The sequence below is a fragment of the Nonomuraea sp. NPDC049419 genome, assembly GCF_040676995.1.
GTDB classification, from domain to species: Bacteria; Actinomycetota; Actinomycetes; order Streptosporangiales; family Streptosporangiaceae; genus Nonomuraea; species Nonomuraea salmonea.
Map to the genome: position 1 here is coordinate 188,722 of NZ_JBFAQB010000001.1, position 26,158 is coordinate 214,879.

General features: G+C 68.0%; 39 protein-coding genes. 36 read left to right on the plus strand and 3 right to left on the minus strand.

Annotated features, from left to right (window positions below; translation table 11 throughout):
• The first annotated feature begins 113 nt into the window (after positions 1 to 113).
• From tuf to AB0K12_RS01065, 16 genes are all read left to right on the plus strand, one after another.
• Positions 114 to 1,307: an elongation factor Tu gene (gene tuf / locus AB0K12_RS00990; protein WP_355425621.1), complete on the plus strand. Its 1,194-nt coding sequence runs from the start codon at positions 114 to 116 to the stop codon at positions 1,305 to 1,307.
• A gap of 304 nt (positions 1,308 to 1,611) precedes the next feature.
• On the plus strand, positions 1,612 to 1,920 hold the full coding sequence (rpsJ, locus tag AB0K12_RS00995) for a 30S ribosomal protein S10 (protein ID WP_012887830.1): 309 nt from the start codon (positions 1,612 to 1,614) through the stop codon (positions 1,918 to 1,920).
• Positions 1,921 to 1,934: 14 nt separating this feature from the next.
• Positions 1,935 to 2,588, plus strand: a complete 654-nt coding sequence (gene rplC, locus AB0K12_RS01000) for a 50S ribosomal protein L3 (protein WP_345395635.1) — start codon at positions 1,935 to 1,937, stop codon at positions 2,586 to 2,588.
• Positions 2,585 to 3,232, plus strand: coding sequence for a 50S ribosomal protein L4 (gene rplD, locus AB0K12_RS01005; RefSeq protein WP_364554729.1), 648 nt, complete (start codon positions 2,585 to 2,587; stop codon positions 3,230 to 3,232). The genes rplC and rplD overlap by 4 nt, the downstream gene beginning before the upstream one ends.
• A complete protein-coding gene (gene rplW, locus AB0K12_RS01010; protein ID WP_080043238.1) occupies positions 3,232 to 3,534 on the plus strand; it encodes a 50S ribosomal protein L23 in 303 nt (100 codons plus the stop codon). The genes rplD and rplW overlap by 1 nt, the downstream gene beginning before the upstream one ends.
• 106 nt (positions 3,535 to 3,640) lie before the next feature.
• Positions 3,641 to 4,477: a 50S ribosomal protein L2 gene (gene rplB, locus AB0K12_RS01015; protein WP_080043237.1), complete on the plus strand. Its 837-nt coding sequence runs from the start codon at positions 3,641 to 3,643 to the stop codon at positions 4,475 to 4,477.
• A gap of 11 nt (positions 4,478 to 4,488) precedes the next feature.
• A complete protein-coding gene (gene rpsS, locus AB0K12_RS01020) occupies positions 4,489 to 4,767 on the plus strand; it encodes a 30S ribosomal protein S19 (protein ID WP_080043236.1) in 279 nt (92 codons plus the stop codon).
• A 24-nt stretch (positions 4,768 to 4,791) separates the two neighbouring features.
• Positions 4,792 to 5,145 (plus strand): 50S ribosomal protein L22, encoded by a 354-nt coding sequence (gene rplV / locus AB0K12_RS01025; RefSeq protein ID WP_103960883.1) that lies wholly within the window; start codon positions 4,792 to 4,794, stop codon positions 5,143 to 5,145.
• A complete protein-coding gene (gene rpsC / locus AB0K12_RS01030; protein WP_355425609.1) occupies positions 5,145 to 5,987 on the plus strand; it encodes a 30S ribosomal protein S3 in 843 nt (280 codons plus the stop codon). Before rplV ends, rpsC begins: the two co-directional genes overlap by 1 nt.
• 2 nt (positions 5,988 to 5,989) lie before the next feature.
• Positions 5,990 to 6,409, plus strand: a complete 420-nt coding sequence (rplP, locus tag AB0K12_RS01035; RefSeq protein WP_055506387.1) for a 50S ribosomal protein L16 — start codon at positions 5,990 to 5,992, stop codon at positions 6,407 to 6,409.
• Complete coding sequence (gene rpmC, locus AB0K12_RS01040) at positions 6,409 to 6,645, plus strand: 50S ribosomal protein L29 (RefSeq protein WP_364554733.1); 237 nt, start codon at positions 6,409 to 6,411, stop codon at positions 6,643 to 6,645. The genes rplP and rpmC overlap by 1 nt, the downstream gene beginning before the upstream one ends.
• Complete coding sequence (gene rpsQ / locus AB0K12_RS01045) at positions 6,638 to 6,937, plus strand: 30S ribosomal protein S17 (protein WP_345395660.1); 300 nt, start codon at positions 6,638 to 6,640, stop codon at positions 6,935 to 6,937. The genes rpmC and rpsQ overlap by 8 nt, the downstream gene beginning before the upstream one ends.
• A gap of 192 nt (positions 6,938 to 7,129) precedes the next feature.
• Complete coding sequence (gene rplN, locus AB0K12_RS01050) at positions 7,130 to 7,501, plus strand: 50S ribosomal protein L14 (RefSeq protein ID WP_026214151.1); 372 nt, start codon at positions 7,130 to 7,132, stop codon at positions 7,499 to 7,501.
• Positions 7,502 to 7,509: 8 nt separating this feature from the next.
• Positions 7,510 to 7,803, plus strand: coding sequence for a 50S ribosomal protein L24 (gene rplX, locus AB0K12_RS01055; protein WP_345409517.1), 294 nt, complete (start codon positions 7,510 to 7,512; stop codon positions 7,801 to 7,803).
• On the plus strand, positions 7,803 to 8,378 hold the full coding sequence (gene rplE / locus AB0K12_RS01060) for a 50S ribosomal protein L5 (RefSeq protein ID WP_355425600.1): 576 nt from the start codon (positions 7,803 to 7,805) through the stop codon (positions 8,376 to 8,378). The genes rplX and rplE overlap by 1 nt, the downstream gene beginning before the upstream one ends.
• 2 nt (positions 8,379 to 8,380) lie before the next feature.
• A complete protein-coding gene (locus AB0K12_RS01065; RefSeq protein ID WP_020542298.1) occupies positions 8,381 to 8,566 on the plus strand; it encodes a type Z 30S ribosomal protein S14 in 186 nt (61 codons plus the stop codon).
• A gap of 45 nt (positions 8,567 to 8,611) precedes the next feature.
• On the opposite strand, the gene AB0K12_RS01070 is transcribed toward AB0K12_RS01065, so the two are convergent.
• Complete coding sequence (locus AB0K12_RS01070; protein WP_345395668.1) at positions 8,612 to 8,761, minus strand: hypothetical protein; 150 nt, start codon at positions 8,759 to 8,761, stop codon at positions 8,612 to 8,614.
• Here AB0K12_RS01070 and rpsH point away from each other — a divergent pair.
• The 19 genes from rpsH (at position 8,760) to truA (ending at position 20,554) form a co-directional block, all read left to right on the plus strand.
• Positions 8,760 to 9,158, plus strand: a complete 399-nt coding sequence (rpsH, locus tag AB0K12_RS01075; protein ID WP_020542297.1) for a 30S ribosomal protein S8 — start codon at positions 8,760 to 8,762, stop codon at positions 9,156 to 9,158. The genes AB0K12_RS01070 and rpsH overlap by 2 nt on opposite strands.
• A gap of 16 nt (positions 9,159 to 9,174) precedes the next feature.
• Complete coding sequence (rplF, locus tag AB0K12_RS01080; protein WP_345395672.1) at positions 9,175 to 9,717, plus strand: 50S ribosomal protein L6; 543 nt, start codon at positions 9,175 to 9,177, stop codon at positions 9,715 to 9,717.
• A 2-nt stretch (positions 9,718 to 9,719) separates the two neighbouring features.
• Positions 9,720 to 10,103, plus strand: coding sequence for a 50S ribosomal protein L18 (gene rplR / locus AB0K12_RS01085; RefSeq protein WP_345395675.1), 384 nt, complete (start codon positions 9,720 to 9,722; stop codon positions 10,101 to 10,103).
• Between the two features lie 52 nt (positions 10,104 to 10,155).
• The gene (gene rpsE, locus AB0K12_RS01090; RefSeq protein WP_345395678.1) at positions 10,156 to 10,785 is read left to right on the plus strand and encodes a 30S ribosomal protein S5; all 630 of its coding nucleotides are present in this window, start codon (positions 10,156 to 10,158) and stop codon (positions 10,783 to 10,785) included.
• 2 nt (positions 10,786 to 10,787) lie between these two features.
• A complete protein-coding gene (gene rpmD / locus AB0K12_RS01095) occupies positions 10,788 to 10,970 on the plus strand; it encodes a 50S ribosomal protein L30 (RefSeq protein WP_080043226.1) in 183 nt (60 codons plus the stop codon).
• 2 nt (positions 10,971 to 10,972) lie between these two features.
• Positions 10,973 to 11,428 carry a 50S ribosomal protein L15 gene (gene rplO, locus AB0K12_RS01100; protein ID WP_345395681.1) on the plus strand — a complete coding sequence of 152 codons (456 nt, stop codon included), beginning with the start codon at positions 10,973 to 10,975 and terminating at the stop codon, positions 11,426 to 11,428.
• A 171-nt stretch (positions 11,429 to 11,599) separates the two neighbouring features.
• Positions 11,600 to 12,904 (plus strand): preprotein translocase subunit SecY, encoded by a 1,305-nt coding sequence (secY, locus tag AB0K12_RS01105; protein WP_364554739.1) that lies wholly within the window; start codon positions 11,600 to 11,602, stop codon positions 12,902 to 12,904.
• Positions 12,904 to 13,554 (plus strand): adenylate kinase, encoded by a 651-nt coding sequence (locus AB0K12_RS01110; protein ID WP_355425584.1) that lies wholly within the window; start codon positions 12,904 to 12,906, stop codon positions 13,552 to 13,554. Before secY ends, AB0K12_RS01110 begins: the two co-directional genes overlap by 1 nt.
• Positions 13,555 to 13,666: 112 nt before the next feature.
• Positions 13,667 to 14,476 (plus strand): type I methionyl aminopeptidase, encoded by an 810-nt coding sequence (gene map, locus AB0K12_RS01115; RefSeq protein WP_364554741.1) that lies wholly within the window; start codon positions 13,667 to 13,669, stop codon positions 14,474 to 14,476.
• Positions 14,477 to 14,494: 18 nt separating this feature from the next.
• On the plus strand, positions 14,495 to 14,926 hold the full coding sequence (locus AB0K12_RS01120; protein WP_364554743.1) for a DUF1707 domain-containing protein: 432 nt from the start codon (positions 14,495 to 14,497) through the stop codon (positions 14,924 to 14,926).
• Positions 14,927 to 15,027: 101 nt separating this feature from the next.
• Positions 15,028 to 15,435 carry a hypothetical protein gene (locus tag AB0K12_RS01125; RefSeq protein ID WP_364554745.1) on the plus strand — a complete coding sequence of 136 codons (408 nt, stop codon included), beginning with the start codon at positions 15,028 to 15,030 and terminating at the stop codon, positions 15,433 to 15,435.
• Positions 15,436 to 15,714: 279 nt separating this feature from the next.
• Complete coding sequence (gene infA / locus AB0K12_RS01130) at positions 15,715 to 15,936, plus strand: translation initiation factor IF-1 (RefSeq protein ID WP_012887858.1); 222 nt, start codon at positions 15,715 to 15,717, stop codon at positions 15,934 to 15,936.
• A gap of 23 nt (positions 15,937 to 15,959) precedes the next feature.
• Positions 15,960 to 16,073 carry a 50S ribosomal protein L36 gene (gene rpmJ / locus AB0K12_RS01135; RefSeq protein WP_003956441.1) on the plus strand — a complete coding sequence of 38 codons (114 nt, stop codon included), beginning with the start codon at positions 15,960 to 15,962 and terminating at the stop codon, positions 16,071 to 16,073.
• Positions 16,074 to 16,284: 211 nt separating this feature from the next.
• Positions 16,285 to 16,665 (plus strand): 30S ribosomal protein S13, encoded by a 381-nt coding sequence (rpsM, locus tag AB0K12_RS01140; protein WP_043623489.1) that lies wholly within the window; start codon positions 16,285 to 16,287, stop codon positions 16,663 to 16,665.
• Between the two features lie 117 nt (positions 16,666 to 16,782).
• Positions 16,783 to 17,187 carry a 30S ribosomal protein S11 gene (gene rpsK, locus AB0K12_RS01145; RefSeq protein WP_020542285.1) on the plus strand — a complete coding sequence of 135 codons (405 nt, stop codon included), beginning with the start codon at positions 16,783 to 16,785 and terminating at the stop codon, positions 17,185 to 17,187.
• A 23-nt stretch (positions 17,188 to 17,210) separates the two neighbouring features.
• Complete coding sequence (gene rpsD, locus AB0K12_RS01150; protein ID WP_080043218.1) at positions 17,211 to 17,837, plus strand: 30S ribosomal protein S4; 627 nt, start codon at positions 17,211 to 17,213, stop codon at positions 17,835 to 17,837.
• A 97-nt stretch (positions 17,838 to 17,934) separates the two neighbouring features.
• A complete protein-coding gene (locus AB0K12_RS01155) occupies positions 17,935 to 18,951 on the plus strand; it encodes a DNA-directed RNA polymerase subunit alpha (protein WP_043623495.1) in 1,017 nt (338 codons plus the stop codon).
• A 93-nt stretch (positions 18,952 to 19,044) separates the two neighbouring features.
• On the plus strand, positions 19,045 to 19,605 hold the full coding sequence (rplQ, locus tag AB0K12_RS01160; RefSeq protein ID WP_364554749.1) for a 50S ribosomal protein L17: 561 nt from the start codon (positions 19,045 to 19,047) through the stop codon (positions 19,603 to 19,605).
• Between the two features lie 88 nt (positions 19,606 to 19,693).
• Positions 19,694 to 20,554, plus strand: coding sequence for a tRNA pseudouridine(38-40) synthase TruA (gene truA / locus AB0K12_RS01165; protein ID WP_364554751.1), 861 nt, complete (start codon positions 19,694 to 19,696; stop codon positions 20,552 to 20,554).
• A gap of 172 nt (positions 20,555 to 20,726) precedes the next feature.
• On the opposite strand, the gene AB0K12_RS01170 is transcribed toward truA, so the two are convergent.
• A complete protein-coding gene (locus AB0K12_RS01170; protein ID WP_364554753.1) occupies positions 20,727 to 21,641 on the minus strand; it encodes a hypothetical protein in 915 nt (304 codons plus the stop codon).
• A gap of 1,581 nt (positions 21,642 to 23,222) precedes the next feature.
• Between AB0K12_RS01170 and AB0K12_RS01175 the strand changes: the two genes are divergently transcribed.
• A complete protein-coding gene (locus AB0K12_RS01175; RefSeq protein ID WP_364554755.1) occupies positions 23,223 to 23,723 on the plus strand; it encodes a hypothetical protein in 501 nt (166 codons plus the stop codon).
• A 748-nt stretch (positions 23,724 to 24,471) separates the two neighbouring features.
• On the opposite strand, the gene AB0K12_RS01180 is transcribed toward AB0K12_RS01175, so the two are convergent.
• On the minus strand, positions 24,472 to 26,151 hold the full coding sequence (locus AB0K12_RS01180; protein ID WP_364554756.1) for a hypothetical protein: 1,680 nt from the start codon (positions 26,149 to 26,151) through the stop codon (positions 24,472 to 24,474).
• Positions 26,152 to 26,158 lie beyond the last annotated feature (7 nt).

Sequence of the window (26,158 nt, forward strand, 5' to 3'; positions counted from 1 at the left end):
TCCTGGTCCCTGGTGCGGTGGCCACAGCGGCCGCCGCACCGCCAAGGGGTTCGGAATCTCCCGGGCCCGAGTGTGTAGACGAAAGTCAGTCAGATTCTCTAAGGAGAGAACCAGTGGGCAAGGCCAAGTTCGAGCGGAACAAGCCGCACATGAACATCGGCACCATTGGGCACATCGACCACGGCAAGACCACGCTGACCGCGGCGATCACCAAGGTGCTCCACGACCGTTACCCTGACCTCAACGCCGCCACGCCGTTCGACAAGATCGACAAGGCGCCGGAGGAGAAGGCCCGCGGCATCACGATCTCCATCGCGCACGTCGAGTACCAGACCGAGAAGCGCCACTACGCGCACGTCGACTGCCCTGGTCACGCCGACTACGTGAAGAACATGATCACCGGTGCCGCTCAGATGGACGGCGCCATCCTCGTGGTCGCCGCCACCGACGGCCCGATGCCGCAGACGAAGGAGCACGTCCTCCTGGCCCGCCAGGTCGGCGTCCCCTACATCGTCGTGGCCCTCAACAAGGCCGACATGGTCGACGACGAGGAGATCCTGGAGCTCGTCGAGCTCGAGGTCCGTGAGCTCCTGTCCGCTCAGGAGTTCCCCGGCGACGACCTGCCCGTCGTCCGCGTCTCCGCCCTCAAGGCTCTCGAGGGTGACGAGAAGTGGGCCGACAGCATCATCGAGCTCATGAACGCCGTGGACGAGAACGTCCCCGAGCCGCCGCGTGAGACGGACAAGCCGTTCCTCATGCCGGTCGAGGACGTCTTCTCGATCACCGGTCGCGGTACGGTCGTCACCGGCCGTATCGAGCGCGGTGTCGTCAAGGTCAACGAGCAGGTCGACATCATCGGCATCAAGCCGGAGAAGACCACGACCACCGTCACCAGCATCGAGATGTTCAACAAGATGCTCGACGAGGGTCACGCGGGTGACAACGCCGCCCTGCTGCTCCGCGGCATCAAGCGCGACGAGGTCGAGCGCGGCCAGTGCATCATCAAGCCGGGCACGACCACCCCGCACACCGAGTTCACCGGCCAGGTCTACATCCTGTCCAAGGACGAGGGCGGCCGCCACACGCCGTTCTTCAACAACTACCGCCCGCAGTTCTACTTCCGTACGACGGACGTGACCGGTGTGGTGAACCTCCCCGAGGGCACCGAGATGGTCATGCCGGGCGACAACACCGAGATGCGCGTTGAGCTGATCCAGCCCATCGCCATGGAGGAAGGCCTCAAGTTCGCGATCCGTGAGGGTGGCCGCACCGTCGGCGCCGGTCGGGTCACGAAGATCATCAAGTAGCCAGACCGTCGGGGCGGCGGTCGGCCCCGGGCTCCGGGACCGACCGCCGTACCACGTCACAGCCGGAATCCGCCCGCGAAGGCGGGCGGGGGCCGGCGGCGAAAGGCCCCATGCAAGGCGCCGTGATCCAGCAGTGGCTTCGGCCGGCGAGCATCACGTGACCGAAGTCACTGCCGGATCACGGAAGAAAAGGCAGATCGACTACGTCTGCCTCGTGGGGTTACGCAGGCTTCGACCTGCACGAACAGCGGCAACAGGCCGCACGATACTTTTTCAGACGACAGCGAAGGACACCGAGGCCACTATGGCGGGACAGAAGATCCGCATCCGGCTTAAGGCCTATGACCACGAGGTCATCGACAGCTCGGCCAAGAAGATCGTCGAGACGGTGACGCGGACTGGCGCGAAGGTCGCGGGCCCGGTGCCGCTGCCGACCGAGAAGAACGTGTACTGCGTCATCCGCTCGCCGCACAAGTACAAGGACAGCCGCGAGCACTTCGAGATGCGCACGCACAAGCGGCTGATTGACATCATCGACCCGACCCCCAAGACGGTCGACTCGCTCATGCGGCTCGACCTCCCCGCGGGTGTCGACATTTCGATCAAGCTCTGAGGGAACGCACTGACATGGCTAAGACGATCAAGGGCGTCCTGGGCAAGAAGCTCGGCATGACCCAGGTCTTCGACGCGGACAACCGGATGGTGCCGGTGACCGTGGTCGAGGCCGGTCCGTGCGTGGTGACCCGCGTCCGCACTCCTGAGAAGGACGGCTACTCCGCCGTACAGCTCGGCTTCGGGCAGGTCGACCCCCGGAAGGTCAACAAGCCGCTCGGCGACTACCTGCGTAAGCACGACATCACCCCGCGCCGTTACTTCGCGGAGATCCGCACCGACGACGCGAGCGACTACACCCTGGGCCAGGAGCTGCTGGCCGACACTTTCGAGGCCGGCCAGTTCGTCGACGTGACGGGCAAGAGCAAGGGCAAGGGCTTCGCCGGTGTCATGAAGCGGCACGGCTTCGGTGGTCTGGGCGCGTCGCACGGTACGCAGCGCAAGCACCGCTCGCCGGGTTCCATCGGTGGCTGCGCCACCCCGGGCCGCGTTTTCAAGGGTCTGCGCATGGCCGGTCGGATGGGTAACGTCCGCACCACCGTGCAGAGCCTGAAGGTTCATTCCGTCGACGCCGAGAACGGTCTCATCCTGATCAAGGGTGCGATCCCCGGCGCCAACGGCAGCCTGGTCCTCGTCCGCACCGCTGCCAAGAAGGGGGCATCCAAGTGAGCACCACTATCGACGTCCTCGACGCCAGCGGCGCGAAGACCGGCACCGTCGACCTGCCCGAAGACGTCTTCGGCGCGAAGGTCAACGTACCTCTGATCCACCAGGTGGTCGTGGCCCAGCTCGCCGCTCGCCGGCAGGGCACCCACAAGGCCAAGACCCGTGGTGAGGTCTCCGGCGGCGGCAAGAAGCCGTACCGCCAGAAGGGCACCGGCCGCGCCCGTCAGGGCTCGACCCGTGCGCCGCAGTTCGCCGGCGGTGGCACCGTCCACGGCCCCGTGCCGCGCGACTACTCGCAGCGCACGCCCAAGAAGATGAAGGCCGCCGCCCTGCGCGGCGCCCTGTCCGACCGGGCCGGCGGCGGTCGCGTCCACGTGGTGAGCTCGCTGGTCTCGGGTGAGACGCCCAAGACCAAGGCCGCCCTGGAGGCTCTGCGCAAGATCACCCAGGCTCCGCGCGTCCTCGTCGTGGTCGACGCGGACGACGAGCTGAGCTGGCTGAGCCTGCGCAACGCTCCGGAGGTCCACCTGCTGGACGCCGGGCAGCTCAACACCTACGACGTGCTCGTGGCCGACGACGTGGTCTTCACCCAGGAGGCGTACGACCAGGTCGTGGCGCGGCTGAGTGGCGGGAAGGAAGACGCCTGATGGAGAAGATCGCCGACCCGCGCGACATCATCATCAAGCCGGTGGTCTCTGAGAAGAGCTACGGCCTGATCGATGAGAACAACAAGTACACGTTCCTGGTGAAGAAGACCGCGAACAAGACCCAGGTCAAGATCGCCGTTGAGCAGATCTTCGGGGTCAAGGTCACCAGCGTGAACACCATCAACCGGCAGGGCAAGCGCAAGCGGACCCGTACCGGCTACGGCAAGCGTCCCGACACCAAGCGCGCGATCGTGAGCCTGGTAGAGGGCGATCGGATCGACATCTTCGGTCAGATCGGCTAGCAGCCATAGGAATGAGCGCGGGCCGCAGGGTCACGCGCGGGGTGAGACCGTCGCACTCCGGTGCGGCGGGCTCACCCATGTAACCGACGAAGGATGAACGAAAAAGATGGGCATCCGTAAGTACAAGCCGACGACCCCAGGTCGCCGCGGGTCGAGTGTCTCGGACTTCTCCGAGATCACCCGCAGCACGCCTGAGAAGTCGCTGCTTGCGCCCCTTCACAGCAAGGGCGGCCGCAACGTACACGGCCGAGTCACCGCTCGCCACCAGGGCGGCGGTCACAAGCGCGCCTACCGGATCATCGACTTCCGTAGGCATGACAAGGACGGCATCCCGGCCAAGGTCGCTCACATCGAGTACGACCCCAACCGCACCGCCAACATCGCTCTGCTGCACTACGCCGACGGCGAGAAGCGCTACATCATCGCGCCGACCGGCCTGAAGCAGGGCGACCGAATCGAGAACGGCCCCGCTGCCGACATCAAGCCGGGCAACTGCCTGCCGCTGCGTAACATCCCGACGGGTACCTTCATCCACGCGGTGGAGCTCCGTCCGGGCGGCGGCGCCAAGCTCGGCCGCTCCGCGGGCGCTCAGATCCAGCTGCTCGCCAAGGAAGGCCAGTACGCCACCCTGCGTATGCCGTCCGGTGAAATGCGCATGGTCGACGTGCGCTGCCGGGCGACCGTCGGCCAGGTCGGCAACGCCGAGCAGGCCAACATCAACTGGGGCAAGGCCGGCCGTATGCGGTGGAAGGGCAAGCGCCCGACCGTTCGCGGTGTCGCGATGAACCCCGTCGATCACCCGCACGGTGGTGGTGAGGGCAAGACCTCCGGTGGTCGCCACCCGGTGAACCCGAAGGGCAAGCCCGAGGGCCGCACCCGCCAGGCCAACAAGGCCAGCGACCGGCTGATCATCCGTCGTCGGAGCAAGAGGAAGAAGCGGTAGGAGCAGCCGAGATGCCACGTAGCCTTAAGAAGGGTCCCTTCGTGGACGAACACCTTCAGAAGAAGGTGGACGCCCAGAACGAGAAGGGCACCAAGAACGTCATCAAGACGTGGTCGCGGCGCTCCATGATCGTTCCCGACATGCTCGGGCACACGATCGCCGTGCACGACGGCCGCAAGCACGTCCCGGTGTTCGTCACCGAGTCCATGATCGGCCACAAGCTCGGAGAGTTCGCCCCGACGCGGACGTTCCGCAGCCACGTCAAGGAAGACCGCCGCAGCCGGCGGTAAGCGTCCCGGAAGTAGGAGAAAGCGATGGAAGCCAGGGCTCAGGCGCGGTTCGTCCGTGTCACGCCCCTCAAGGCCCGCCGCGTGGTGGACCTTATTCGCGGGCTGCCCGCTTCGGAGGCGCAGGCCGTGCTGCAGTTCGCTCCCCAGTCGGCGAGCGAGCCGATCTACAAGGTGCTCAGCAGCGCCATGGCGAACGCTGAGCACAACTTCGATCTCGACCCCAGCACGCTCGTCGTGAGCCGCGCGTGGGTCGACGAGGGCCCGACGCTGAAGCGGTTCCGCCCGCGTGCACAGGGTCGTGCCTATCGGATCAACAAGCGGACGAGCCACATCACTGTGATCGTGGAGTCCCGCGAGCCGAAGGGAAGGACCCGATAGTGGGCCAGAAGGTTAACCCGCACGGGTTCCGCCTCGGCATCACGACCGACTTCAAGAGCCGGTGGTACGCCGACAAGCTGTACAAGTCGTACGTCGCTGAGGACGTCGCGATCCGCCGCATGCTGCAGAAGGGCATGGAGCGGGCCGGCATCTCCAAGGTCGAGATCGAGCGCACCACGGACCGCGTGCAGGTGGACATCCACACCGCGCGTCCCGGCATCGTGATCGGCCGCCGTGGCGCCGAGGCCGACCGCATCCGCGGCGACCTGGAGAAGCTGACCAAGAAGCAGGTCCAGCTCAACATCCTCGAGGTCAAGAACCCGGAGATCGACGCGCAGCTCGTCGCGCAGGGCGTCGCCGAGCAGCTGTCCAGCCGTGTCTCGTTCCGCCGCGCCATGCGCAAGGCGATGCAGTCGGCCATGAAGTCCGGCGCCAAGGGCATCCGTGTCCAGTGCTCCGGTCGTCTGGGCGGCGCCGAGATGTCGAGGTCGGAGTTCTACCGCGAGGGCCGCGTGCCGCTGCACACGCTCCGCGCGGACATCGACTACGGCTTCTACGAGGCCCGTACGACCTTCGGCCGCATCGGCGTGAAGGTCTGGATCTACAAGGGCGAGGCTCCGACCAGCCGCGCCGAGCGCGAGGCGGCCGCCGCCGGCGCTCGTGCCGGCCAGCGTCGTGACCGCGACGACCGGCGTGGCGGCGGCGACCGTCCGCGTCGTGGTGGCGGTGACCGCCCCCGTCGTGGTGGCGGCCGCGGCGACCGCGCCCCCCGTAACGAGGCGGCCGCGCAGGCCGCCCCTGAGACCGGCCCGGCTGCTCAGCCGGGTGCTGAAGGGAGCTGACCATGCTGATCCCGCGCAGGGTCAAGCACCGCAAGCAGCACCGGCCTGACCGCAGCGGAGCCGCCAAGGGCGGCACCAGGGTCGTGTTCGGCGAGTTCGGCATCCAGGCGATTGAGCACTCCTACGTGACCAACCGCCAGATCGAGTCCGCCCGTATCGCCATGACCCGTCACATCCGCCGTGGCGGCAAGGTGTGGATCAACATCTACCCCGACCGTCCCCTGACGAAGAAGCCGGCCGAGACCCGGATGGGTTCCGGTAAGGGTTCTCCGGAGTGGTGGATCGCCAACGTCAAGCCCGGACGCGTGATGTTCGAGCTGTCCGGCGTGGCGGAGCCGATCGCGCGCGAGGCGCTTCAGCGTGCGATCCACAAGCTGCCGATGAAGTGCAAGATCGTTAAGCGTGAAGTGGGTGAGGCGTGATGGCTAAGGGCCTGACCGCCGGCGAGCTGCGGCTCGAGGACGAGGACACCCTCGTCCAGAAGCTGAAGGAGGCGAAGGAGGAGCTGTTCAACCTCCGCTTCCAGGCGGCGACCGGTCAGTTGGAGAGCCACGGGCGGCTGCGGGCCGTCCGCCGCGAGATCGCCCGTATCTACACCGTGATGCGCGAGCGTGAGCTCGGCATCGTCACGGTCGAGAAGGAGTCGAGCGATGGCTGAGACCGAGACCACTGAGACCACCGAGAGCGCGGAGAAGGACCAGCGGCACTTCCGCAAGGTCCGCGAGGGCCTCGTCGTCAGCGACAAGATGGACAAGACCGTCGTCGTCGCCGTCGAGGACCGCGTCAAGCACCGCCTCTACGGCAAGGTCATCCGCAGGACGACCAAGTACAAGGCGCACGACGAGTCCAACGCCTGCGGCGTCGGCGACCGCGTGCTGCTGATGGAGACCCGCCCCCTCTCCGCCACCAAGCGGTGGAGGGTTGTGGAGATCCTCGAGAAGGCCAAGTAAGGCTCTCTCCGCTATACCGCGCCTCGTGGGGGCTCTCAGAGCCCCCATGACGGCGTCCAAGGACGCGAGGCCTACGGGGCCTCGCGTCGCCTGCGGTGCGGCGCCCTAGGGGCGCTGTGGCCGTGGGAACAAGACAATGACAGGTTCCGCCAGGCTCAGCGATGAGAACCGGCGCGACTAACAGGAGTAGACGTGATCCAGCAGGAGTCGCGGCTCAAGGTCGCCGACAACACGGGTGCCAAGGAGATTCTCTGCATCCGCGTTCTCGGCGGCTCGGGCCGACGCTACGCCGGTATCGGCGACGTCATCGTCGCCACAGTCAAGGACGCGCTGCCCGGCAGCACGGGCGTCAAGAAGGGCGATGTGGTCAAGGCCGTCATCGTCCGCACGGTCAAGGAGCGCCGCCGGCCCGACGGCTCCTACATCCGCTTCGACGAGAACGCCGCCGTCATCATCAAGGACAGCGGTGACCCTCGCGGCACTCGTATCTTCGGCCCGGTCGGCCGCGAGCTGCGCGACAAGAAGTTCATGCGCATCATCTCGCTCGCTCCGGAGGTGCTGTAATGCCGAAGCTGACGGTGAAGAAGGGTGACCTGGTCCAGGTCATCGCGGGCAAGGACAAGGGTGCCAAGGGTCGCGTGATCGCCGCTCTTCCGCGCGAGGACCGCGTGGTGGTCGAGGGCGTCAACCTGATCAAGAAGCACACCAAGGAGACCCACCAGGGCCCGCGCGGCGCCAAGCAGGGCGGCGTGCAGACCATGGAGGCTCCGATCCACGTGTCGAACGTGAAGAAGCTGAAGGACGAGAAGCCCGCCGACAAGAAGGCCGACGAGAAGAAGGCCGACGAGACGGGTGAGGACAGCTGATGACTGCCACGACCACCGAGACCGAGCGCCCCACGCCGCGACTCAAGACGAAGTACCGCGAGGAGATCGCGAACCAGCTTCGTGAGCAGTTCGGCATCCAGAACGTCATGGAGATCCCGGCGCTCACCAAGATCAAGGTCAACATGGGTGTCGGCGAGGCCGCTCGCGACTCCAAGCTGATCGAGGGCGCCGTCCGCGACCTCACCGCGATCACCGGCCAGAAGCCGGCGGTCGTGCGGGCCCGCAAGTCGATCGCGCAGTTCAAGCTGCGTGAGGGCATGCCGATCGGCGCGCACGTCACGCTGCGCGGCGACCGCATGTGGGAGTTCCTCGACCGCCTGCTGGCGCTGGCCCTGCCTCGCATCAGGGACTTCCGTGGCCTGTCGCCGAAGCAGTTCGACGGCAACGGCAACTACACGTTCGGCCTGACCGAGCAGGTCATGTTCCACGAGGTCGACCAGGACAAGGTGGACCGGCCGCGGGGCATGGACATCACGATCGTGACCACCGCGAAGAACGACGACCAGGGCCGGGCGCTGCTGAAGCTCCTCGGCTTCCCCTTCAAGGAGGCCTGATCATGGCGAAGAAGTCGCTGATCGCCAAGGCGGGGCGCAAGCAGAAGTTCGAGGTCCGGGCGTACACGCGGTGCTCGCGCTGCGGCCGGCCGCGCGCCGTCTACCGCAAGTTCGGGCTCTGCCGCGTGTGCTTCCGCGAGATGGCGCACCGTGGCGAGCTGCCCGGCATCACCAAGTCGAGCTGGTAGGTAACCTGAGGGGCGGCCTCGTGCCGCCCGTTCAGGCATTCATATTCAGTAGAAGAGACAGGGCGTCCCGTAAGGGGCGTCCGTGACCACGCCGTAGGTCCACCGGCAGAGCAGGGTGAGGTAGCCGAAAGGCGGACTCAGCCAGTCGAACTGCTTGGCCGACTGGAAACCGCGGCGAGGAAGGCCACTGGCCATGACGATGACCGACCCGATCGCAGACATGCTCACGCGTCTGCGCAACGCGAATTCGGCGTATCACGACAGCGTGTCGATGCCGTACTCGAAGATCAAGGCGCACATCGCCGAGATCCTCCAGCAGGAGGGTTACATCCAGGCTTGGACCGTCGAGGACGCCAAGGTTGGAAAGAACCTCGTGGTGGAGCTCAAGTTCGGGCCCACCCGTGAGCGGTCGCTCGCGGGCCTGCGCCGGGTTTCCAAGCCCGGTCTGCGGGTTTATGCGAAGAAGGACAACCTGCCTCGAGTCCTGGGCGGACTGGGCGTCGCGATCATCTCGACGTCCCACGGCCTCATGACCGACAAGCAGGCCGGCAAGCGTGGTGTGGGCGGGGAAGTCCTCGCCTACGTCTGGTAGAGGGGAGGAACACAGCATGTCGCGAATCGGACGGCTGCCCATCCCTGTGCCGAATGGCGTTGACATCACGATCGACGGCCAGGACGTCCAGGTCAAGGGCCCCAAGGGCACGCTCACTCACAAGGTCGCGGAGCCCATCAAGGTGGTCCGCGACGACGACGGCGCCATCGCCGTCTCCCGGCCCAACGACGAGAACAAGGTCCGTGCGCTGCACGGCCTGTCCAGGACGCTGATCGCCAACATGGTGCAGGGCGTCACTCAGGGCTACTCCAAGAGCCTTGAGATCGTCGGCGTCGGTTACCGCGTCCAGGCCAAGGGCCCGACGCAGCTGGAGTTCTCACTGGGCTTCAGCCACCCGGTCATCGTCGACGCCCCCGAGGGCGTCACCTTCCGCGTCGAGAAGCCGACCCTGTTCCACGTGGACGGCATCGACAAGCAGAAGGTCGGCGAGGTCGCGGCCAACATCCGCAAGTTGCGCAAGCCTGACCCGTACAAGGGCAAGGGCGTGCGCTACCAGGGCGAACAGATCCGCCGCAAGGTCGGAAAGGCTGGTAAGTAGGCATGGCTCCGAAGACTGCGTTCAGCAAGCACACGGCTGCCCGCACCGTCTCGCGGGCCCGCCGTCACCGCCGCGTCCGCAAGAACGTCGTCGGTACGGCCGAGCGTCCGCGCCTGGTCGTCAACCGTTCGACCCGTCACATGTTCGTCCAGATCGTGGACGACTCCGTCGGTCACACGCTGGTGAGCGCCTCCACCATGGACGCCTCGCTGCGCTCGCTCGAGGCCGACAAGACCGAGAAGGCCAAGAAGGTCGGCGAGCTCCTCGCTCAGCGGGCCAAGGAAGCCGGGATCACCCAGGTCGTCTTCGACCGCGGTGGCAACCGGTATGCGGGCCGGATCGCCGCGCTGGCGGACAGCGCGCGCGAGGGCGGGCTCGAATTCTGATGAGGGCCCGAGGAACGCAAATGATGACCGCAATTGAGATGAGGAACCACTGATGGCTGCAGCTCCGCGTCGCGGTGGCGGCACCGGTGGCGAGCGGCGGGACCGTCGTGACGATCGCCGCGGTGGCGCCGCCGACAAGGGCGTCTCGTACATCGAGCGCGTAGTGAAGATCAACCGAGTGGCCAAGGTCGTGAAGGGTGGTCGTCGCTTCAGCTTCACCGCCCTCGTCGTCGTCGGTGACGGCAACGGCCTGGTCGGCGTCGGCTACGGCAAGGCCAAGGAAGTGCCCGCGGCCATCGCCAAGGGCGTCGAAGAGGCCAAGAAGCACTTCTTCAAGGTGCCCCGCATCCAGGGCACCATCCCGCACACCGTGCAGGGCGAGGAGGCGGCCGGTGTCGTCTTCCTGCGTCCGGCCTCGGCCGGTACCGGCGTCATCGCCGGCGGCCCGGTGCGCGCGGTGCTGGAGTGCGCCGGCATCCACGACGTGCTGTCCAAGTCGCTCGGCTCGGACAACCCGATCAACATCGTGCACGCCACCGTGGCGGCTCTGAAGGGCCTCTCGCGCCCCGAGGAGATCGCCGCCCGCCGTGGCCTGCCGATCGAGGACGTCGCTCCTGCCTCCATGCTCAAGGCTCGCGCCGAGGGCCTGGCCGAGGCGGCGGCGGCGAAGGCGGTGAGCTAGTCATGGCACGCCTGAAGATCACTCAGGTTCGCTCGAAGATCGGTGGCAAGCAGAACCAGCGCGACTCGCTGCGTTCGCTTGGCCTGAAGCGAATCGGCGACGTCGTCGTCAAGGAGGACCGGCCCGAGATTCGCGGCATGGTCTCCGTGGTGACGCACCTCGTCGAGGTGGAAGAGGTCGACTAGTCATGACTGACAAGGCTCCGCTGAAGATTCACGACCTGCGTCCCGCCCCCGGCGCCAACAAGGCCAAGATCCGCAAGGGTCGTGGCGAGGCGTCGAAGGGCAAGACGGCCGGTCGCGGCACCAAGGGCAGCCACGCCCGCACCACGGTGCCCCTCGGCTTCGAGGGTGGCCAGGTGCCGCTGCAGAGGCGTCTGCCGAAGCTCAAGGGCTTCTCCAACGCCCTGTTCAAGACGACGTACCAGGTCGTCAACCTCGACAGGCTCGGCGAGCTGTTCCCCGAGGGTGGCGAGGTCACCGTCGAGGCGCTGGTCGCCAAGGGTGCTGTCCGCAAGAACCAGCTCGTGAAGGTGCTCGGCACCGGCGAGATCTCCGTCGCGGTGAACGTGCAGGCACACGCCTTCTCGTCCGCCGCCAAGGAGAAGATCACCGCTGCCGGTGGTTCCGTTACCGAGCTGTAAAGACGCTATGACGAGGCGTGGGGGCTTTGACAATGGGCTCCCACGCCCGTAGTGCGTTAGAGTTCGCGAGACGGCAGGCTTCTGTCCGGCTCGTTTGACAATGAGACTTCAGATGGCAGATCCCCGCACCATCGCTTACTCACACCGCCGTAAAGGCGCGCAGGAGGGACCGTGCTGACCGCGTTTACCCGGGCGTTCCGGACACCGGACCTGCGCAAGAAGTTGCTCTTCACGCTGGGCATCATCGCGCTTTTCCGTCTCGGCTCGGTTCTTCCGACTCCGGGAGTCCACGTCCAGAACCTCGCCGCCTGTTTCGATCAGGCTCGTAGTGGCGAAACCGGCAATATTTACGGGATGGTGCAGCTGTTCAGCGGCGGTGCGCTGCTGAAGCTGTCGGTGTTCGCACTGGGCATCATGCCGTACATCACCGCGAGCATCATCCTGCAGCTGCTCGTCGTCGTGATCCCGCGCCTCGAGGCGCTGAAGAAGGAAGGCCAGGCCGGCCAGACCAAGATCACGCAGTATACGCGTTATCTGACGATCGGCCTCGCGGTCCTTCAGTCGACGGCCTTCATCGCGCTCGCGCGTACCGGCCAGCTCTTCCCGAACTGCCAGCAGGACGTGCTGCTCGACCCCGACAACATCTTCGGCATCGTGACGATGGTGATCATCATGACCGCCGGTACGTCGGTCATCATGTGGCTCGGTGAGCTCATCACCGACCGGGGCGTCGGCAACGGCATGTCCATCCTGATCTTCACCCAGGTCGTCGCGGTCTTCCCGTCCGAGCTGGCCAACATCTTCCAGGCGAACAAGTTCACCTTCGCGGTCGTCATGGTCGTCGGTATCTTCATGATCGCCGCGGTGGTCTTCGTCGAGCAGGCGCAGCGCCGCATCCCGGTCCAGTACGCCAAGCGCATGGTCGGCCGCAGGATGTACGGCGGCACCTCGACCTACATCCCGCTGAAGGTCAACCAGGCCGGCATCATCCCGGTCATCTTCGCCTCCTCGCTGCTCTACCTTCCGCAGCTGCTCACCTCCCTCTTCTCCACCAGCGAGAACGCGGTGATCACCTGGATCTCGCAGAACCTCGCCACCGGCGACACGCCGATCTACATGGCGACCTTCTTCCTGCTGATCATCTTCTTCACCTACTTCTACGTGTCGATTACCTTCAACCCCCCTGAAGTCGCCGACAACATGAAGAAGTACGGTGGGTTCATTCCGGGCATCCGCCCCGGCCGGCCGACGGCTGAATACCTGAACTTCGTGCTCACCCGTCTGACCGCGCCAGGCGCGCTCTATCTGGGTCTGATCTCCATGGTCCCGATCGTCGCGCTGGCCGTGGCCGGTGCGAGCCAGAACTTCCCGTTCGGAGGGACGAGCATTCTGATCATGGTTGGTGTCGGCCTGGACACGGTCAAGCAGATCGAGAGCCAGCTGCAGCAGCGTAACTACGAAGGTTTCCTGCGGTAGTGCGTCTCGTTCTGGTCGGGCCCCCCGGAGCGGGTAAGGGGACGCAGGCCCAGTACATCGCATCGAACCTGTCCATCCCGAAGATCTCGACAGGTGACATCTTCCGTGCCAACGTCTCGGGCGGCACGGACCTCGGCAAGCTGGCCAAGACGTACATGGACCGCGGCGACCTGGTGCCCGACGAGGTCACCATCGCCATGGTCCGTGACCGTCTGTCCGAAGACGACGCGCAGGACGGGTTCCTGCTCGACGGCTTCCCGAGGAACGTCGCGCAGGCGGAGATCCTGCGCGACATGCTCAAGGACTGGGGCCAGGAGCTCGACCTCGTGCTGGAGCTCGTCGTCGACGACGACGAAGTGGTGCGGCGGCTCGCCGGCCGGCGCACCTGCAGCCAGTGCGGGCGCATCTGGCACGTCGAGTTCGACGACAAGAAGGACGACAAGTGTGACGCGTGCGGGGGCGCGCTCTTCCAGCGTGACGACGACAAGGAGGAGACCGTCAGGCACCGCCTGGAGGTCTACCAGGAGCAGACGGCGCCGCTGGTCTCCTACTACGCCGATGAGGGCATCCTGGTGGGCGTGGACGCCACAGGGCCGGTCGAAGAGGTCACTCAGCGGGCCATGGACGCGATCCGGCCTTTCATGGGCTGAGCGCCGAGTACGACTGATTCGCGGAGGTGGCACGGGTTCCCGTGCCACCTCGCGGCTATTGTGGGGGAATTGGGCCCCCATCGTGGCCCGTTGAGACCCAGGGGGGCAGAAGATGTTCAAGCGGAACAGGCACGGCATCCAGATCAAGTCGCCGGAGCAGCTGGAGAAGATGCGGGCGGCGGGTCTCGTGGTCGGGCGTACGCTCGACCTGCTCAAGCGCTCGGTGCAGCCGGGCATGACGCCGCTCGACCTCGACGTCATCGCCGAGAAGGCGATCAGGGACGAGGGCGCGATCCCGTCGTTCAAGGGCTACCAGGGCTTCCCCGCGACGATCTGCGCGTCGGTGAACAACGAGGTCGTCCACGGCATCCCGACGAACGCCCGTAAGCTGCGCGAGGGCGACATCATCTCGATCGACTGCGGCGCCATCCTCGAGGGCTGGCACGGCGACTCGGCCGTCACCGTGCCGATCGGCGAGGTGGAGCCCGAGCTGACCGAGCTGATGCGGGTGACCGAGGAGGCCATGTGGCGCGGCATCGCCGCGCTCAAGCCGGGCCGCCACCTGTCCGACATCGGGCACGAGGTCGAGCGGTACGTGAAGTCGCAGGGCCGCTACGGCATCCCTCCTGAGTACGGCGGCCACGGCATCGGCACCGAGATGCACATGGACCCGTGGATCGCCAACCACGGCAAGCCGGGCCGCGGGCCGGCGCTGGAGGAGGGCATGTGCCTGGCCATCGAGCCCATGGTCAACCTCGGCACCGAGCGGACGCGCGTACTGGCCGACGACTGGACCGTCGTCACGATCGACGGCAAGCACTCCGCACACTTCGAGCACAGCGTGGCCGTGACACATAATGGACCTTGGGTGCTCACCGCTCTAGATGGGGGCAAAGAGCGCCTCGCTCAACTGCAGATCTAGCTCCCCGGGAGTGGTGGGATGGCGAACAGCCCCGAGATGCGTGCCTCCGACGCCGACCGTGACCGCGTCGCCGCCATCCTCCGCGAGCACACCGCGCAGGGCCGCATCACGATGGACGAGTTCAACGAGCGGCTGGAGCAGCTCTACACGACCAAGACTTACGGCGAGCTGGCCAGGCTCACCTCCGACCTGCCCGACGTCGATCTGCGCCACCTGCCGGTCAAGGCCGGCTCGTCGGCGCCCGACAAGAAGGGCATGCACAGCGGCATGGCGGCGGCCTGGAGCGCCTGGGCCGCGGCCAGCGGCATCAACTGGGTCATCTGGCTGATCGTGAGCATCACCGCGGGTGACCTGATCTATCCATGGCCCCTGTGGGTGATGGGTCCGTGGGGTGTCATCTTGCTGGTGAGCACGGTCTTCGGCGGTAACAACCAGCCGAAGGAGTCCTAGGCTTTGTGCACTAGTGCACTGTGTGCATTCGTGCGCAGTGCGTAAAGGCGGCGATTCCTAGCGTGAGTGGTGTCGGGAACACCATCCACTCGGAGGAATCGATGCGCAAGATCCTTGCGGCCACCGCTCTCGCCGGCTCCATGGCCATCGCCGGCCTCGCCGTCGCCCCCGCGGCCCAGGCCGCCCCGGTGACCGCCGACGCCGCCCAGGCGAGCTCGGCGGGCAACTGGGGCAAGTACTACAGCAGCAACCACAACGCCTACGCCTACGGCAAGACCTTCAAGAAGGGCGGGAAGGTCTACACCCACTGGTACGGCAAGGAGTCCACCTCGAAGTTCGGCTACGTCTGGTTCCGTTACTACTCCGGCGGCAAGTGGCACACGTTCTACCGTCCGTGGAACGGCAAGCACCACGGCAGCTGGTCGGGCAAGGGGATCAAGCGGATCTACACGTACACCTGCTGGGGCGGCAAGTCGAAGTACTGCGGTTCGGTGCACCGCATCTACTAGGTCCGTCCAGCCTGGCCCGTCGGGGGAGCTGCCCTGGCGGGCCTCGTGTTGTGGGCGTCGCGGCTTGCGGGGTGGGGTAGACTCCTACGTGGTTGTGTCAGGACACCTGGCACGCGTTTCGCGTTTTGGGCCCAGGTGTCGTACACTCCTTAGTCGGCTCACTATGACTTATCACGCGTCGGCGGTCTTTGCCGACCGTCGCTCTCTTCGAAGCGTGAAGGTCGCGGCTGCGTAGTGAACCGGAGCCTCAGACGACCGATCAGTGAAACGCGAGGAATTTTGGCCAAGAAAGACGGCGCCATCGAGATCGAGGGCACTGTGGTCGAATCGCTCCCGAACGCCATGTTCCGGGTGCAGCTCGACAACGGCCACAAAGTCCTTGCCCATATCAGCGGACGGATGCGGATGCACTACATCCGGATTCTTCCCGACGACCGGGTAGTCGTTGAACTGAGCCCCTACGACCTGAGTCGCGGGCGGATCGTCTACCGATACAAGTAAGACGTCTGAGGAATCAAAGGACAATGAAGGTAAAGCCGAGCGTCAAGAAGATCTGCGACAAGTGCAAGGTGATTCGCCGACACGGTCGCGTCATGGTGATCTGCGACAACCTGCGCCACAAGCAGCGTCAGGGTTAGTCGCCGCAAGGCTTCTCCGAGTCCGCCCCGCAAGGGAGCGGGCTCGACGCATGAGAAGCCTCGAGTCAGTTAGCGCGTCTCACGCCTGAGCAGGCGGCATCGCCGAACCGCTCAGGAGACCCCCGGTCGGAGGCCGGGGCCCTCACCCCGGGCATTGGGGAGGGGTAGTGCGGCGCAAGACCTCCGCCACAAAGAAGGAGAATGCCCGACCATGGCTCGCCTGGTTGGCGTCGACCTCCCCCGCGACAAGCGGCTGGAGATCGCTCTCACCTACATTTACGGAATCGGCCGCACCCGCGCCCAGGAGATCCTGCAGGCCACCGGTGTCAGCGGCGACCTGCGTGTGCACCAGCTCAGCGACACCGAGCTCGTCCCGATGCGTGACTACATCGAGGCGAACTTCAAGATCGAGGGTGACCTGCGCCGCGAGGTCCAGGCCGACATCCGCCGCAAGATCGAGATCGGTTGCTACCAGGGCATCCGGCACCGCAAGGGCCTGCCCGTGCACGGTCAGCGCACGCAGACCAACGCGCGCACCCGTAAGGGCAAGAAGAAGACCGTCGCCGGCAAGAAGAAGCCCGGTAAGAAGTAGTCCCGCACGGGATGTCGCCACCCGTCCGGCCCCGGTCGCGCATGCGACCGGCGGGTGCCGGGCCGGCGACCATCACACACAGCCGCGGACCGAAGACCTCAGGAGTAATGGCAAACAATGCCTCCTAAGAGCCGCCAGGGTGCGCCGAAGAAGGTGCGCCGCAAGGAGAAGAAGAACGTCGCTCACGGGCACGCCCACATCAAGAGCACGTTCAACAACACGATCGTCTCGATCACTGACCCCAACGGGAACGTGATCTCCTGGGCCAGCGCCGGCCACGTGGGTTTCAAGGGCTCCCGTAAGTCCACCCCGTTCGCCGCCCAGATGGCCGCCGAGAACGCCGCCCGCCGCGCCATGGAGCACGGCATGCGCAAGGTCGACGTCTTCGTCAAGGGTCCCGGCTCCGGCCGCGAGACCGCGATCCGCTCGCTGCAGGCCACCGGCCTCGAGGTGGGCTCGATCCAGGACGTCACCCCGGTTCCGCACAACGGTTGCCGGCCGCCGAAGCGCCGCCGCGTCTGACTTAGCCCAGGAGATACGAAGAAATGGCTCGTTACACGGGCGCCGACTGCAAGCTCTGCCGCCGCGAGAAGACCAAGCTCTTCCTCAAGGGCAGCAAGTGCGAGTCCGCCAAGTGCCCCATCGAGATCCGTCCTTACCCGCCGGGTGAGCACGGTCGCGGACGTCCCAAGGAGTCCGAGTACCAGCTTCAGCTTCGCGAGAAGCAGAAGACCCGCCGCATCTACGGCGTCCTCGAGAAGCAGTTCCACAACTACTACGAGGAGGCCGCGGGCCGCACGGGCAAGTCGGGTGAGGTGCTGCTCCAGATCCTGGAGAGCCGGCTCGACAACGTCGTCTACCGCGCCGGGTTCGCCCAGTCGCGTGACGCCGCCCGCCAGCAGGTCCGTCACGGACACTTCCTGGTCAACGGGAAGAAGGTGGACATCCCGTCCTACCGCGTCCGCGAGCACGACATCATCGAGGTCCGCGAGACCAAGCGCAACCTGATGCCGTACGAGGTGGCTCGCGCCACCGCCGGCGAGCGCACGGTTCCCGCGTGGCTCGGCGTCGTGCCCGACAAGCTGCGCGTCCTGGTCCACCAGCTTCCGGTGCGCCAGCAGATCGACACGCAGGTTCAAGAGCAGCTCATCGTCGAGTACTACTCGAAGTGAGCCTCGGCCGGGGTACGCATCGCCGTACCCCGGCTACGCTGTTCATCGGAGTGGCGTCATATAGCGGGCGTCACACGAAAAAAGGGGAGACCCGCACATGCTGATCGCTCAGCGTCCGACTCTTCTCGAAGAGTCGATCGACGAGACCCGGTCCCGGTTCGTCATCGAGCCGCTGGAGCCCGGCTTCGGCTACACCATCGGCAACTCGCTGCGCCGCACGCTGCTGTCGTCCATCCCGGGCGCGGCCGTGACGAGCATCCGCATCGAGGGCGTGCTGCACGAGTTCTCGACCGTCCCCGGGGTCAAGGAAGACGTCACCGACATCATCCTCAACCTCAAGGAACTGGTCGTCTCCTCCGAGCACGACGAGCCGGTCGTGATGTACCTGCGCAAGCAGGGCCCGGGTGAGGTCACCGCCGCCGACATCGCGCCGCCCGCCGGTGTCGAGGTGCACAACCCCGAGCTGCGCATCGCGACGCTCAACGGCAAGGCCAAGCTGGAGATGGAGCTGACCGTCGAGCGCGGTCGCGGCTACGTCTCCGCCGCCCAGAACAAGCAGCCGGGCCAGGAGATCGGTCGCATCCCGATCGACTCCATCTACTCCCCGGTGCTCAAGGTCACCTACAAGGTCGAGGCGACCCGAGTCGAGCAGCGTACCGACTTCGACCGTCTCATCCTCGACGTCGAGACCAAGCCCGCGATGAAGCCCCGCGACGCGGTGGCCTCCGCCGGTAAGACCCTCGTCGAGCTCTTCGGCCTGGCCCGCGAGCTCAACGTCGAGGCCGAGGGCATCGACATCGGCCCGTCGCCGACCGACGCCGCTCTGGCCGCCGACCTGGCGCTGCCGATCGAGGAGCTCAACCTCACGGTTCGCTCCTACAACTGCCTCAAGCGCGAGGGCATCCACACCGTGGGTGAGCTCGTCGCCCGCAGCGAGCAGGACCTGCTCGACATCCGCAACTTCGGAGCCAAGTCGATCGAAGAGGTCAAGCAGAAGCTGCACGAGATGTCGCTGGCGCTCAAGGACTCCCCGCCCGGGTTCGACCCGAGCGCGGTGGCCGGCGGCGGCTACGACGACGACGACAGCGCGTACGTCGAGACCGAGCAGTACTGATTCCCAGCTAGCGCGGGCCCCCGTCCGGGGGCCTGGCGGCCCGACCCCGGTACCTGGCACGGCCGGGGCGGGTGAACCTCAAGGAGAAATGACATGCCCAAGCCCACCAAGGGTGCACGTCTTGGCGGCAGCCCGGCGCACGAGCGGCTGATCCTGGCCAACCTGGCCACGGACCTGTTCCGCCACGGCAAGATCCGCACGACGGTCGCCAAGGCCAAGCGCCTGCGCCCGCTGGCGGAGCGCCTGATCACCAAGGCGAAGAAGGGCGACATCCACAACCGGCGTCAGGTCCTGACCGTCGTTCGGGACAAGGGCGTCGTGCACCAGCTGTTCACCGAGATCGCGCCGACGTTCGCCGAGCGTCCCGGTGGCTACACCCGCATCACCAAGATCGGTGCGCGTAAGGGCGACAACGCCCCGATGGCGGTCATCGAGCTGGTGACCGAGCCGCTGAACGGCGTCACCACCCGCCGTACCGAGGCTCCCGCCGCCGCTCCGGCTGAGGCTCCCGCCGAGGAGACCGCTGCCGAGGCTCCGGCCGCTGAGGCTTCGGCTTCGGAGGCTCCGGCTTCTGAGGCTCCCGCCGAGGCCGCTGACGCCAAGGCTGAGGAGTCCGCTCCCGCCGAGGGCGAGGCGAAGAAGGACGAGGCCTGATCTTTCAGGCTGGACGGGCCCGATCCCCTTTGCGGGGGTTCGGGCCCGTTTTTTGAGTTCGGGCCCTTTTTCGGATAGGGGGATCATCGTGGTACGGCTTCGCCTCGATCTCGCGTACGACGGGACCGACTTCTCCGGATGGGCTCGGCAGCCGGGGCTGCGTACCGTCCAGGGGGAGATCGAGCTGGCGCTCACGCGGATCCTGCGGCTTTCCTCGCCGGCCATGCTGACCGTTGCCGGGCGTACCGACGCGGGGGTGCATGCGCGGGGGCAGGTCGCGCATGTGGACGTGCCTGAGGCGGCGCTGGGGGAGCTGGACGGGCGCCGGGGGCCGCTGGGCGTCGATGAGCGGCTCTCTGCGCTCGTGCGGCGGCTGGGTGGAGTCCTGGAGCCCGATGTACGGATTTATCGGGTCTCGGTGGCTCCTGAGGGCTTTGACGCGCGGTTCTCGGCTTTGTTCCGGCGGTATGCGTACCGGGTGGGGGATGGGCCCGGAGGCGTCGACCCCTTGCAGCGGCGTGCGGTCGTCTGGCACAACCGGCCGCTCGACCTCGGCGCGCTCAACGCCGCCGCCGCCCTGCTGCTCGGTGAGCACGACTTCGCGGCCTTCTGCAAGAAGCGCGAAGGCGCCACCACCATCCGGGAACTGCAGCGGCTCGACTGGGTGCGCGAGGACTCCGGCGTGCTGGTCGCCACTGTGGTGGCTGATGCCTTCTGTCACTCGATGGTGCGGGCGCTGGTGGGGTCGTTGCTGGCTGTCGGGGAGGGGCGGCGTTCCGTCGAGTGGCCCGCTGAGGTGCTCACCCGGGGGGTGCGGGACTCCGGGGTGCATGTCGCGCCCGCTCATGGGCTGTGCCTTGAGGAGGTCGGGTATCCGGCCGATGAGGAGCTCGCCGGTCGGGCGGCGGCTACGCGGCGGGTCCGTACCGTGGGGGCGGACGCCGGCTGAGCGTTCTTTCGGCCTGCGTTCTTCGGCCTGCGCTCTTGGGCTGTGCTGCGGGAGTGCGAGGACGCGCCGGTCCGGGGCGTGAGGTGGCGCGTGCGGTGACCCTGGTGTGCGGGTGGCCGGGTCGGGGCGTACGGGGGGCTGGTGCCTCTTCGTACGCCCCGATTTGCGGTTGTCAGTCGTTGGTGGCGCGGCGTTCCAGGACCTCTGAGGTCAGGTCGCGGAACTCGGCGCTCACCTTCGGGAGCGTCTTCTCGTCCGCCTTCGGGGTGTGGCCGTCGGCGTGGGTGGCGTAGCTGAAGACGATGTAGCGGCCCCAGACCAAGCCGGCCGCGTAGCCGCCGGCGATGTGCACCCGCTCGCCGCCCGACTTCTCAGGGCCGGGCAGGGGGCGGAACCAGACGTTGTTCGGCAGGTCCTTCGCCTGGTCGGCCGCGGCGGCGGCGTCCTTGTCAGGCAGGACGGCGATGCCCGTGGTGACCGCGTAGCGGCGCTTGCTGTCGACGTATGTGGCCCTCAGCACCCGGCTGCACTTCCGCTCCTTCAGCGCGTCGGCGAACGCGCCCGTCGCGGCCTTGGCGCACGTCGTTTCCATGCCGGCCTTGACCCGTGTGAACGTCGTGCCCGCCGCGCTCACCTTCTTCTTCGGGAACGCCTCCGAGAGGGCCAGCTTCTGCGGGTCGGTCTGCTCCGAGTCGAGGACGGACGTCGCCGCCGGGGTCTCGGGTGGCGGGGTGGCGGCGTCGGCCGTCGCCGACGGTGGCGGCACCGACGCTCGCGTGGCGGCCGTCGTCGGGGGCGGTGAGGTCACCGTCTGGTACGCGAAGAAGCCGCCCGTCGCGATGCCGGCCAGAGCCAGCGCGCCCAGGGTCACCAGCAGGGCCCGCTTGCTCTTGGGCGGTGGCGGGGGTGGTGGTGGCGTCTGGAACGGGGGTTGCTTGAAGGCGCCCGGCGGGAAGGCCGGAGCGCCCGGCCTCGTCTGGGCGGGGACGTTGAAGGCCGATGTGGGCTTCTGGCCCCAGGTGTCTCTGGAGAACGGGAGCTCGGGCAGTTTGTCACCGGTCGCGGGCGTGGGGGGCCAGACGGGCACGTCGCCTGGCTCCGGGGGGCGGGCGGGGTCATGGGGTTGATTCGGTGAGGTGGCCGTCGCAGCGGCCTCGACCTCGCCACCGGGGCCGACCGAGCCTGCCTGGTCGGTCGAACCTGCGTGGCCGGTTGGGTCCGTCGGGCCGGTTGAGCTTGCCGGGGCGGTCGGACCCGCCTGGCTGGGCGAGCCTGCCGGGGCGGTCGGGTCTGTTTCGGCAGCCGAGCTCACCGGGGTGGCCCCTGCAGCCTTTCCTGCGGTCTGTGGCGTGGTGGGGTGTGGGGTGTCTGGGTTCTCCTGGTTCGCGGGCTGCTGCTTGTTGTCTGGGCCGGTGGTCGAGTCCGTTTGCGGGGCTCGGTCCGGGTGCGGATCCGTGTGCGGTGCCGAGCCCGCATGCGGGAGTGTGCCCGGGCGCGGGTGAGCAGCGGTGGGCTGCTCCGGGGTGTCGGCGGACTGCTGTGCGCCGCCCTCAGCCCGCTCTGTGCCGGCCTTAGCCGGCTTTGAGCCGTTGCCGACGGGGCCTGAGGAGCCCTGGGTCGGATGGGCGGCCGTTGGCGAAGAATCGTCGCCTTCGTGGGTGGCTGCCGTGTCCGAGTGGGTTGCGTCCCCGTGAGTTGCGTTTCCGTGGGTTGCGTCGGGGTGTGGCAGGGCTGGACGAGTGGCGTTGGCGTCGGTGTAGTTCGCGTCCGGGAGGTTGGCGTCCGGGAGGTTGGTGTCCGGGAGGTTGGCGTCCGGAAGGTTGCCGTCCGTGTGGCCGGTGTCCGCGAGGTCGGCGTTCGCGTGGCCGGCGTCCGTGTGATCGGCGTTCCCGGGGACGGTGCCTCGGGGCGCGGGATCCGCTTGGGCGCTGGCCGCCGGTTGCGGGGTGTGCTGTCGGGTGATGTCCGGGTCGGTGTCGGTGTTGGCCGGGCGGGTGGGTGCCTCGTTTGAGGAAAGGGAGCGAGGCGTGCTGGGCGCGGGTGTGTCGCCCGGCTGGGCCTGCTCCTTGGGCTCTTGGCCGGCCGGGTCGGAGTAGTGCCCCGCCGGAAGGTTGAGGCCCTCCGGGTCCGTGGTGATCGCGTCCAGGTTGGTGCCGTCGGCTGGGTAGGCGGTGTCGCCGGCGCTTACCTGGTTCAGGATGAACGGGGTCGGGTTCGGGTTGAAGGGGGGCGGGAGGAAAGGCTCGTCCGGGTCGGGGACCGCCTCCAGTTCGCCTGTGGCGGCCGGCCATGGGGGCATGGCGTGGGCGTCCGACACCGGGGCGGGCCAGGTCGGCATGCCCGCTGCCGCTGCGGTGAACGCCGGCGGGGGCTCCCACGGTGGTGTCGTCGATCGCGGGCCCTCCGCAGGCCAAGCGCCCTGGCCGGGCTGCTGCTGGGTGTTCGGGGGCATGGGGTGGTCTGGGAGCGGGCCGCCGTGGTGCTGGGGCGGGTGCGGGGCTCCCTGATGCGGGCCGTCGAAGTGCAGGCCCGGGTGAGGCTGGTTGGGGCCGGTCTGGTTGGGCCCGGCCTGGTTTGGCCCGGTCTGGTTTGGCCCGGTCTGGTTGGGGTGGGGCTGCTGTGGCCAGGCGTCACCGGCCTCCGGGCCGCCGAACGGCGGGGAGGCTGGGTGGGGTGGCGCTGGTGGCTGCTCGGGGTGTGGTGCGGCGAGCGGCTGGTGGGGGTGGGGCGCGGCGAACGGCGGCTGGCCCGGGTGCGGGGGGCCCGCCGGTGGGTGCGGCTGCGACACGCCGAACGGCGCCCCCGGCGGCTGCTGGCCGAACGCGTGCGGGCCGCCCTGAGGCGCGCCGAAGTGCGGGTGACCGTGGTCAGGGGCCGGAGGGCGGCCGCTCGGTGGCTGGGCCCCTGGCGGCTGGGCACCGGGCCCGCCCTGGCCGATTGGCGTGGCGCCGGGCCCGCCCTGACCGTACGGCTGGGGGCCGCCGCCCTGTGCGAACGCACGGTTGTCGGCCTGGGGCGCGCCGAAAGGTGGGGTGGCGGGGTCGCCCTGAGGGTGGCCGAAGGCGTGCTGGTCGGCTTGAGGTGCGCCGAAGGGCGTGGTGGGGGCGCCCTGTGCGAACGCGTTAGGGGCGCCCTGTGCCGGGGCGAAAGGTGGCCGGCCGTGCGGTGACCCGAAAGGCGGTTGGCCCTCGGGCGGACCGAAAGGCGGCTGGCCTTGCGGTGGTCCGGAGGGTGACTGGCCTTGCGGTTGGGGGGTGCTCTGCGGGCCGGTGAAGGGGGGTTGGCCGAAGCGGGGTGGGGTGGAGGGGGCGTTGGGCGTGGGTCCGAAGGGAGGCTGTGGGGCGGGCTGGGAGAGGGCCGGGTCGGAGAGCCAGTCGTAGGAAGCAGCGTCGTTGGCGGGGACTTCCCATGGCTGGGCGTCCGGCGGGAGGGCCGCGGGCGTGTCGTCGGTGTCCTGGGCGGCGGGTGCCGGTTGGTCCCCAGAGGGTGTAGGCGCTGTTGGGGTCGCCTGGTCCTTCCCCATCGAAGGGGGTTCCGGTGCCTGAAGGCGTGGCTCGGTGGCTGGAGAGCCGTCGGGCAGGGGAGGGTGGGGGCCGCCGGGGTAGTTGCCGGCGGCCGGGGCACCGGGGGAGCCCGGAGGGTAGGGGGAGGTGCCCGATGGGTGTGGGTGGGCCGACGTCCGCTCGCCGGAGGGAGTGGACGCCGGTGGAACGTCTCGCCCGTTGGTCTGGCCGAAGCTCGGCGGTGGTGTCGCTGGGGCGGCCGAACCGTCGGCCTCCCTCTGATCGTGCTCAGACCCGGGTTCCTGGCCACGCATAGCTTGGAGCCTAGCGAGCAGAGCGAGATCGTTAGGCCGGTATGGGCGTTCCCACGAGCATCACGAGCCCCTTTGCAGCGGGTTCGCCCCAAAAGACCATTCAGCTGAGCGCGTTGCCGGTCAGAACCCGGTTGTCCAGGGCCACGTACACGGTGGCCTTGGTGATGTCGACGATGGCCTGAGAGATCCGCTTCGAGCCCTTCGAGTCGGGCTTCGTGCCGTCCTTGTTCTGGAACCACACGAGGATCGCGTAGTGGCCGTACGTCGAGATCTTGGCGCCGCCTGCGCCGGAGCCGAGCTGCTTGGTGACCTCGTCCTTGCCGGCCAGGGGCTTGACGTAGTTGCTCGTGCTGCCGGCCTTGGCGACCTTGGCCGCCTGCTTCTCGGAGCTGAGGTTGGCCACGCCGACCGTGCCGATCACCACGCCGGCCTTGTCGCGGAAGCTCGCGCGGACGAACTGGGTGCACTTGGCCGACTTGAGCGCCTTCTGCAAGGAGTCGCCGAGAGCGCCGTCCGTGCACTTCTTGTCCTTGCTGGTGATCGTCATCTCGTAACCGCGCTTCGAGACGGTGAACTTCCGCTTCTTGCCGAACAGCTCCTTGACCGAGATCGGGTCAGGGTCGGTCTTGCGGCTGGCGGCGAAGCCGTACTTGCCGGGCGGGACCGAGGGCAGCGGCGCCGAGGTCTGGCGGGCCGCGGCGGTCTCGGCGGTGACCGGGTCGTCGGCGTTGTACATCAGGGCCAGGCCGCCGCCGAGCAGACCGAGCACCACCAGGCCGCCGACGCCGGCGAGCAGCGGGCCGCGGGAGCGGCTGCCCTCGTCGTACGGGCTCCAGCCGATGCGGCTCTGGGGAGCCCTGTTCGTGAAGTCGTCCTCGGGCTTGCCCTTGCCGGTGTCGCCGCCGGTCTCGGGGTCTGCCGCGGCGCCGCGGTCTTTACGGCCTCGACGGGACTTTCCAGCGGCGGCGGACTTGTCGCCCCTGCCCTTCTTGCCGTCCTTGCCCCTGCCGTCCTTGTCATCCTTGCCGTCGGCGCCCTCCAGCGGGGTGGGCGCTCCGAAGGCGGAGGTGGCAGCGCTCGCGGAGGGGTCGCCCCCAGGGCCGCCACCGGGACCGCCATCAGGGCCGCCGGGACCGTTCGGTGGGGCGGCTCGCCGGCCGGGAACGGCGTGCGCCCCGCTCGGGCCACCGAACGGGTCCGTGCCGAAGCCGCCCTGCGGCGGACCGACAGGCCCGCCGCCGAAACCCCCACCGGGGCCACCAGGACCACCAGGACCGGGGCCACCAGGACCAGCAGGGCCAGCAGGGCCGCCGCCGTGACGGCCGCGACCGCCGGGAGCACCGCCCGGAGCGCCGCCGGGCCCACCGGCAGGGCCGTCAGGACCGCCGAAACCAGCAGGGTTGCCAGGGCCGGCAGGGCCACCGGGACCACCGGGGCCGGCAGGACCGCCAGGCCCAGAAGGACCGCCGGGCCCGCCGTGGCGGCCGGAGCCGCTCATGAACAGGCTGCCGGGCGCGTCAGAACCGCCGCCCGGGTTGTTGGGGAAGGGCTCGTCGACCGGCCTGCCCCTGCGGGGCCGGCCGGCTTCGGAGCCGCCGTCGGCTGCGAAAAAGCTGCCCGGGGCCCCGTCGGCGGGCCCGCCACCTGCGGGGCCGTTGCTCGTGAACAGGCTGCCCGCCGTCGCGTCCGCCGGTGAGCCCTCGCCCCTGGGAGTGCCTCCCATGCCGTAGGGGGCGCTGCCGGTGCCGTGCTCACGTTCCCCACTGCCGTTGGAAACCATGCGGCGA